The 7,369-nt window shown below is 47.0% G+C and carries 5 protein-coding genes; 2 read left to right on the forward strand and 3 right to left on the reverse strand.

Features of this window, described 5'->3' with window-relative positions; genetic code table 11:
* Window positions 1-44 precede the first annotated feature (44 nt).
* Together ACFQ2O_RS18505 and ACFQ2O_RS18510 are read right to left on the reverse strand one after the other, a co-directional pair.
* Window positions 45-1,346: a cryptochrome/photolyase family protein gene (locus ACFQ2O_RS18505; RefSeq protein ID WP_377531405.1), complete on the reverse strand. Its 1,302-nt coding sequence runs from the start codon at window positions 1,344-1,346 to the stop codon at window positions 45-47.
* 18 nt (window positions 1,347-1,364) lie between these two features.
* Complete coding sequence (locus ACFQ2O_RS18510; RefSeq protein WP_377531409.1) at window positions 1,365-2,084, reverse strand: SDR family NAD(P)-dependent oxidoreductase; 720 nt, start codon at window positions 2,082-2,084, stop codon at window positions 1,365-1,367.
* Between the two features lie 312 nt (window positions 2,085-2,396).
* Here ACFQ2O_RS18510 and ACFQ2O_RS18515 point away from each other — a divergent pair, with 312 nt between their 5' ends.
* Together ACFQ2O_RS18515 and ACFQ2O_RS18520 are read left to right on the forward strand one after the other, a co-directional pair.
* Window positions 2,397-5,840, forward strand: a complete 3,444-nt coding sequence (locus ACFQ2O_RS18515) for a pyruvate carboxylase (RefSeq protein WP_377531412.1) — start codon at window positions 2,397-2,399, stop codon at window positions 5,838-5,840.
* Window positions 5,841-6,054: 214 nt separating this feature from the next.
* Window positions 6,055-6,351: an antibiotic biosynthesis monooxygenase family protein gene (locus ACFQ2O_RS18520; protein WP_377531415.1), complete on the forward strand. Its 297-nt coding sequence runs from the start codon at window positions 6,055-6,057 to the stop codon at window positions 6,349-6,351.
* A 403-nt stretch (window positions 6,352-6,754) separates the two neighbouring features.
* Here the strand turns inward: ACFQ2O_RS18520 and ACFQ2O_RS18525 are convergent, their stop codons facing one another.
* Complete coding sequence (locus ACFQ2O_RS18525) at window positions 6,755-7,333, reverse strand: TaqI-like C-terminal specificity domain-containing protein (protein ID WP_377531417.1); 579 nt, start codon at window positions 7,331-7,333, stop codon at window positions 6,755-6,757.
* Between the last annotated feature and the right edge of the window lie 36 nt (window positions 7,334-7,369).

Below are 7,369 nucleotides of genomic sequence, written 5' to 3' on the forward strand. Positions count from 1 at the left end.
AATTAGTTTGGCTAAATATGTTAGTATAAAGGTTGAGATTATTTTTAAGAAAGAGCTTCGGCAATCGCTGCTTTATACACTGCAAGAGCACGGTCTCTGGCGAAGCTATGCTCCACAATAGGCGCAGGATACGTGGCAGTACCATACGCTGGTATCCAGCGTTTAATGTATTCATACTGCTTGTCAAACTTTTTTATCTGACTGTCGGGGTTGAATATGCGGAAGTATGGATTGGCGTCCGCTCCGGTGCCTGCAGCCCATTGCCAGTTCCCTACGTTGCTGGCCAGTTCATAGTCCAGTAGTTTTTCTGCGAAATAGGCTTCTCCCCAGCGCCAGTCTATTAACAGGTCTTTGATCAGGAAGCTGGCTACGACCATACGTACGCGGTTGTGCATAAAGCCTGTCTGGTTTAGCTCCCGCATACCTGCATCTACCAGCGGGAAGCCTGTTTTGCCTTCGCACCATCGGGCAAACTCATCTTCGTTGTTCCGCCAGTTTATGTTCCTGAATTTAGGTGCAAAGCTTTCTTCTGCTGATGAAGGAAAATGAAACAGTAGCTGCATAAAATACTCGCGCCATATCAGCTCCTGAAGCCAGGTGTCGTTATGCGCTAATGCCAATGCCACAGCCTGTCTTATACTGATGGTGCCAAAGCGCAGGTGAGGGCTTAGGCGCGAGGTTGCATCAAGGGCAGGTAAGTTTCTTGTATCATGATAGCTCTCAAGTATAGCCGGTGCCAGTCGGGCCGCTGGTGTGCGAATAGATGATTTTGAAAAACCAATGGCCGCAAGTATGGGTACTGTTGTTTGAGGATGCTGGTATAGCTTCCCTAAATACTTTTCTGTAGCGTAAGGCTTGATCATACTTTGTTCGAAGCTCTTTTTCCAGGCATTCTTGTAAGGCGTGTATACTTTATAAGGGGTGCCGCTTTGAGAAAGAATTTCGCTACGCTCAAAAATCACCTGGTCTTTAAAGGAGTGGTAAGCCATGCCGTGTGCCTCTGCCAGCTCCAGCACCTGCTTATCACGCTCGCGCGCATAAGGCTCATAGTCCCGGTTGGTATAAATAGCTTCTGGCCCATACTCCTGTACAAGCTGTTTTAGCACCTCCAGGGGCTTGCCGTACTTTACCAGTAGGGTGCTGCCATATTGCTCCAGTTGGCGGTGCAGCTCTGAAACGGTTTCATGTATAAAAGTGACTCGTGCATCTTCTTTATCGTTGAGTTGGCACAAAATATCGCTGTCAAAAATAAAGAGGAGCAGCACCGGTTTACCGCTTTTAAGGGCGTGGTAAAAGCCAGCATTGTCGTGCAGCCGCAGGTCGCGTCGAAACCAAAAGAGAACCATGAAAAATATATATTGAAATCAGGAAAGTTTAACAGAACTCAAGCCTCCATCCAGGTGCAGCACCTGGCCTGTCATCCAGCTAGCCTCGTCTCCCAGCAAGTATAACGCGGCGCTAGCCACCTCGTGTGTCGTACCTACACGCCCCAGAGGATGGCGCTTGCCTGCGGCTTCGTTTTTCTCCGGGGTACTGAGCAGTGGTTTTGCCAGTGGTGTATCCGTGAGGGAGGGGGCGATAGCATTGACACGTATTTGTGCGGATGCGTACTCTGCTGCCAGCGCTACAGTAAGGCCTTGTACAGCTCCTTTGGCAGTGGCGATTAACGTATGATAAGGCATTCCAACGCGTGCAGCCACCGTGCTGAATAACACTACGCTGGCACTGTCGGCCTTCTTTAGCCTCGGCATCACACATTGCAGAACCTGCACGGCACCCATCACATTCAGCTCAAACTCATTTCTGAAAATCTCAGGCTTTATACGGTCAAAAGGCCTCAAGTTTATACTTCCCGGGCAATATACCAGCCCGTGTAACACTTCAGGCAGAGCATCTACAAACGTGTTATCAAATTGCAGCACATCAAGCGGCAGGTGCTCCAGGTTTAAGGCTTCTGCTTCTTCAGATTGTTGACGAGAGGCGATGAGCACATTGGCGCCTTTCTCCTGCAAAAGGCGGGCTGTCTGTAGGCCGATTCCGGAGGTGCCGCCTATGATCAATATGTTTCTGTCTTTAAATGGCATGGGTGCTGTCTGAGAGGTGAATAAAGGGTATCAAAGACTTAACCTCTGCCTGTTCATTTTGTTCCGTGGCGGCTCTTGTCTTTTAGTAGTTTACACACTGCTAATAGTAAGCGAATACCTATAGTAGGGTATATAACCTTATGAAGAGAAAATATGTACTATCAGCAGTTGAATCCTAATATCAAGCATGTTTAATATTTGTATTTGTTAGCCCTGTTTCGTATTTTGATTTTAATTAGTCTGCATGCATACAATATGTTTGCCGGCGACATGCCCTTTAATCAACCTAATCACTAATCAAAAGTACCTCCTATGAAAATTAAAAAAGTCCTGGTTGCTAACCGTGGTGAAATCGCTATTCGGGTGCTTCGTGCCTGTACAGAGCTTAATATCAAAACGGTTGCCATCTACACCTATGAGGATCGCTACTCGCTGCACCGTTACAAAGCAGACGAGGCTTATCAGATCGGCAAAGACAATCAGCCGCTTCAGCCTTACCTCGATATTGAGGGTATCATCAAAATTGCCAAAGACAATGACGTAGACGCTATCCATCCCGGTTATGGATTTCTGTCTGAGAACCAGCATTTTTCTCAGAAGTGTGCCGACCACGGCATCATCTTTATAGGGCCAAGGCCAGAGGTGATGGCTTCGTTGGGTGATAAAATTGCAGCTAAGAAAGTGGCCATCAGCTGTCAGGTGCCTGTTATTCAAAGCAATGAGCCTGACTTAACCACGTTTGAAGTTGCCTTGGAAGAAGCGCATCGGATTGGCTACCCTTTGATGCTGAAAGCTGCCGCTGGCGGCGGCGGCAGGGGCATGCGTGTTATCCGGGACGACGACCAGTTGGAAAAGGGCTTTTTTGAGGCTAAAAACGAGGCGCTCAAAGCTTTTGGGGACGATACGCTTTTTCTGGAGAAGTATGTAGAAAACCCGAAGCACATAGAAGTACAAATTGTGGCCGATGCGTATGGCAATATCACGCACCTTTACGAGCGTGATTGTTCTGTGCAACGCCGGTTTCAGAAAGTAGTGGAGGTAGCACCCGCTATCAGCCTGGACGAGGAGATGCGACATAAACTGTATGACTATGCTGTTAGCATCTGTAAGGCTGTAAACTATAATAACGTAGGCACAGTAGAGTTCCTGGTGGAGCCTCATTCCAATAATATCTATTTTATAGAGGTAAACCCGCGCATACAGGTGGAGCACACGGTTACCGAAATGATTACCGGTATTGACCTGATCAAAACGCAGATATACATTGCCGACGGCTATCGGCTTGATGATCAGGAGGTGCTGCTGGGGCCTGACCAACAAATAAAGCCAACAGGTGTGGCCATTCAGTGCCGCATCACCACAGAAGACCCTGAGAACGATTTTAAGCCGGATTATGGCACCATCATCGCTTACCGGAGTGCAGGTGGCTTCGGTATTCGCCTGGATCAGGGAAGTGTGTATACAGGTGCCAAGATTACGCCATTTTTCGATTCACTGCTGGTAAAAGTATCCACGCATGCCCCTACACTGGCGCACGCGGCTACCAAGATGGCCCGTACGCTGGATGAGTTTCGTATTCGTGGGGTGAAGCAGAACATTCAGTTCCTGCAAAACATCATCAACCATCCTGTTTTTGTTTCCGGAGATGCCACGGTAGACTTTGTAAAGAACCAGCCGGAGCTCTTCGTATTTAAGCAGCGCCAGGATAGGGCCACAAAAATGCTCACCTTTTTGGCTGATGTGATCGTGAACGGTAATCCTGACGTGAAAAAGATCAACCACGACAAGGTAATGCGTAAGCCCGACTTGCATGATCTGCACCTGGCAAAACCTTACGAAAAAGGCACGAAAGACTTGCTGACAGAGTTGGGGCCGGAGGAGTTTTCAAAGTGGCTTCGCAACGATCCGAAGATCCATTACACCGATACCACCTTCCGCGACGCACATCAGTCCTTGTTAGCTACACGCATGCGTACGTTTGATATGATGAAGATTGCGGAGCCTTTTGCGAAAGATCATCCGCAAATCTTTAGTATGGAAGTATGGGGTGGTGCAACCTTTGATGTGTGCCTGCGCTTCCTCCACGAAGACCCTTGGGACCGACTGGCACAAATTAGAAAGGCTGTTCCCAATATTCTGCTTCAGATGCTCATCCGTGGCTCCAATGGTGTAGGGTATAAAGCGTATCCAGATAACCTGATAGAGGCGTTTGTAGAAAAGTCATGGGAGACAGGGGTGGATGTTTTTCGCATCTTCGACTCCCTGAACTGGATGAAGAGCATGGAGCCATGTATCAATTATGTGCGCAAACGTACCAAAGGCCTGGCAGAAGGAACTATCTGCTACACCGGTGATATACTTAACCCGAGCAAAACGAAGTATAACCTGGACTACTACCTGCAGTTAGCGAAGCAAATTGAGGATGCCGGAGCGCACATACTGGCCATTAAAGACATGGCTGGCCTGTTGAAGCCTTACGCGGCGCAGGTGCTGGTAGAGGCGCTGCGCGATACCGTGAAAATTCCTTTGCACCTGCATACGCACGATACTTCTTCTATTCAGTCAGCCACTTACTTAAAAGCAATAGAGGCTGGAGTAGACGTGGTAGACGTGGCTTTAGGTTCGCTTTCAGGATTAACCTCACAGCCCAATTTTAATGCTATCGTAGAAATGATGCGTTTCCAGGAGCGTCATCGTGAGTTTGATCAGAAAAGCCTGAACCATTACTCCAATTACTGGGAAACAGTACGTGAGTACTATTATCCGTTTGAATCTGGTTTGAAGGCAGGCACCGCTGAAGTATACCGCCACGAGATACCGGGAGGGCAGTACTCTAACCTGCGCCCGCAGGCAAATGCGCTTGGGCTGGGAGATAAGTGGGAAACTATCAAAGAAACTTATGCCGAAGTTAACGACCTGTTTGGCGATGTGGTGAAAGTAACGCCAAGCTCCAAAGTTGTCGGGGATATGGCTTTGTACCTGGTGTCGAATGGCTTGACAACGCTTGATGTGCTGGAGCGTGGAGAGCAAATTTCTTTTCCTGATTCAGTACAGTCCTTCTTTAGAGGTGAACTGGGGCAGCCAGTAGGGGGATTCCCTAAAAAGCTACAGGGAATTGTATTAAAGGATGCCAAATCATTTACAGACAGGCCAAATGAACATCTGGAGCCGGTAGACTTCGATAAAGAGTTTTCTGAATTTAAGGAGAAGTTCGGACAAGATAAAAAGATGACAGACTTCCTGTCGTACCAACTGTACCCCAAGGTATACGAGGATTATGTAAAGTATGTAGAGCAGTATGGCGAGGTAGCCAAAATACCGACACGGTTGTTTTTCTACGGTATGCAGCCAGGGGAGGAAGCCATTATCGACATTGCGCGCGGCAAGTCTATAGTGGTAAAATACCAGTCTATGGGGCCTGTGAATGAAGATGGCATGCGTACGGTGTTCTTTAAACTGAACGGCCAGACTCGTAATATTGATGTGCGCGACAGATCTGTAAAAGTAGAAAAGGTTGAGCACCAGAAAGTAGACAAAGCAAACCCGAAGCAGATAGGAGCGCCCTTGCAAGGGATGCTGTCAAAAATCTTGGTTACCAAAGAGCAGAAGGTAAAGAAAAATACGCCGCTCTTTATTATCGAAGCGATGAAGATGGAAACGACCATTACTGCATCAGCAGACGGAGAAGTGGCAGGAGTCACGTTAAGTGAGGGAGAGATGGTAAACACAGACGATCTGGTGCTGACGCTTTCTTGATGTTTGGTTCATATATTTGCAGAAGTGCCGCTTGCCTTTGTGCTGTGAGCGGCACTTTTGCGTTTGGCGTAAAACCTGCTGATTTTAGGAAAATGTACAGGATACTCGTTAATTTGTAAAAGCTGTACCAGCAACTTCAATAGAAGCAGATCACTTTATCTCTTTATAATTTCGCATCAGCAAGAGTATTTGGCTGGTGATAACCTAATAGAATATGTTTATAGCCCTGAGTACTTTTGAAATCGCCAACGACATGGCACCCGAAGTAAAAGAAGCATTTGTCAAACGGCCTGGTCTTGTAAATGATGCACCCGGCTTTGTACGGCTTGACGTGCTGAGTCCTAAAGACAATCAAAACGAAATTTGGATGATGACTTTCTGGACAGATGAGGAGAGCTACAATGTCTGGTATAAGAACCACATGCGCGAATCGCATCAGGGGGTGCCAAAAGGGTTAAAGCTAGTGCCGCACAGCCCAAAAGTACGGTTCTTTGATCATGTGACGGCATAGGCAAGTATAGCCCAGGTATAAAGTAGAAGAGCAGCCAATAGCAGGCTGCTCTTTTTGTTTATACCTGGTGTGTTTGGTGCTGCAGGCCTACAGTAACCTGTGGAAAGCCTTGAACTTATTTAAATCTTAGCTGGAGGCCCTACCCAAGTATACTTGTGTACAGAATTAATCTATACATGCTGTTTATCTTGCTGTTGCTGAAAGTATAAACTAAAAGCAGCAGGTGAAACGCTCCGCTTTGGGCAGGGACGTTTCATACTAATTGTTGTCATCCTTGGATAATCTTGTTGGAGCTTCGTGCAGGCTTAGTTTCCCCGCTATTACGATTCTTATTGAAGAGCAGTAAACTTTACGCTCTCATTCTTAGAAAGAAATGGCCCTGCACCGAGGAGGGGCAGCTGCGCTATGAATCTACTGCTTCTGCCATTGCTTCGCGGCCTTCTACTATCGCTATTTCTTCTTCCGTTAAATGGTAGAGCTGGTACACGAGCTGGTCTATTTCTGCGTCGGTGATTTGGATGCTTTTTTGTAGCGCCAGGGCTTTTTGGGCCTGCTGGTTAAAGTATTCTTCCCACTCGGCTTCTTCGGAGAGGCTGAGTTTCACCTTCTTTTTGGCCAGCTCTTTTATAAACGCATCATAGGATAGCAGGTACCACTCCTGTAGCTTTTTAGGCAGCTCGGTAAGCCCGAACTTCCGGCCCAGCGTGCGCTGAAACTTCTGCGATACTTCCTGCAACTCCTTGTTCAACGATAACATCTGATCGGCTTTTTCGATGAAGGGCTGTTGGGCTTCTTGGGAGAGTTTTACAAACGGAAGCATACCTAAATGGAAGGCTTTTACTTGTGCCATTGCTTCTCCTTTCTCTGGATTGATTGTCCAGTAGTACCAGTTAAGTAGATGGGAGTTCAATAAAACTAAGATGTATTTGATATTGTATTTTGAGCATTCCTTATTAAGAATTATATGAGTATTGTCCCTCATAATAAATCCACTTCCTATTAATGTGCCAATCAAGGA

Origin of the sequence: Pontibacter rugosus (assembly GCF_042678745.1) — a bacterium.
Classification (GTDB): domain Bacteria; phylum Bacteroidota; class Bacteroidia; order Cytophagales; family Hymenobacteraceae; genus Pontibacter; species Pontibacter rugosus.

Excerpts from the sequence above, each read along its gene's own strand:
- ACFQ2O_RS18505 (WP_377531405.1), bottom strand. The coding sequence starts at position 1,346 with ATGGTTCTCTTTTGGTTTCGACGCGACCTGCGGCTGCACGACAATGCT.
- ACFQ2O_RS18510 (WP_377531409.1), bottom strand. The coding sequence starts at position 2,084 with ATGCCATTTAAAGACAGAAACATATTGATCATAGGCGGCACCTCCGGA.
- ACFQ2O_RS18515 (WP_377531412.1), top strand. The coding sequence starts at position 2,397 with ATGAAAATTAAAAAAGTCCTGGTTGCTAACCGTGGTGAAATCGCTATT.
- ACFQ2O_RS18520 (WP_377531415.1), top strand. The coding sequence starts at position 6,055 with ATGTTTATAGCCCTGAGTACTTTTGAAATCGCCAACGACATGGCACCC.
- ACFQ2O_RS18525 (WP_377531417.1), bottom strand. The coding sequence starts at position 7,333 with ATGAGGGACAATACTCATATAATTCTTAATAAGGAATGCTCAAAATAC.